Below are 350 nucleotides of genomic sequence, written 5' to 3'. Positions count from 1 at the left end.
GATAACGGAATGAAACCAAACCGTATCACAACTGCAGAAGGCAAAGTATACGAACTAGTACCAGCATCAACTCAAGGTGATGAAACAGGTACGGTAGAAGCTGGACAAACCAAAGAAGTAACATACGTTTATAAAGAAGTTAAAGGTAATGTTGTTGTTAAGTATGAAGATACAGAAGGAAACACACTTGCTGAAGACGAAAAAGACGAAACAGATGCTTCTCTAAACGTTAAATACGATACAGCAGACCACAAAAAAGATGAAATCACTAAAGACGGTGTTAAATACTATCTAACTGCTAAAGAATTGAAAGCTGATTCTAAACCAGCTACTGGAGATGTTGTTGAAGG

The 350-nt window shown here is 37.1% G+C and carries 1 protein-coding gene; it reads left to right on the top strand.

What is annotated here, in order from left to right; genetic code table 11:
• The coding region (locus tag HMPREF2701_RS11445) for a MucBP domain-containing protein (RefSeq protein ID WP_261674403.1) at window positions 1-350 on the top strand (350 nt) is incomplete at both ends.

Source organism: Streptococcus sp. HMSC077D04 (assembly GCF_001808785.1).
Classification (GTDB): Bacteria; Bacillota; Bacilli; order Lactobacillales; family Streptococcaceae; genus Streptococcus; species Streptococcus mitis_BX.
This window is presented reverse-complemented; position numbering and strand designations above follow the sequence as displayed.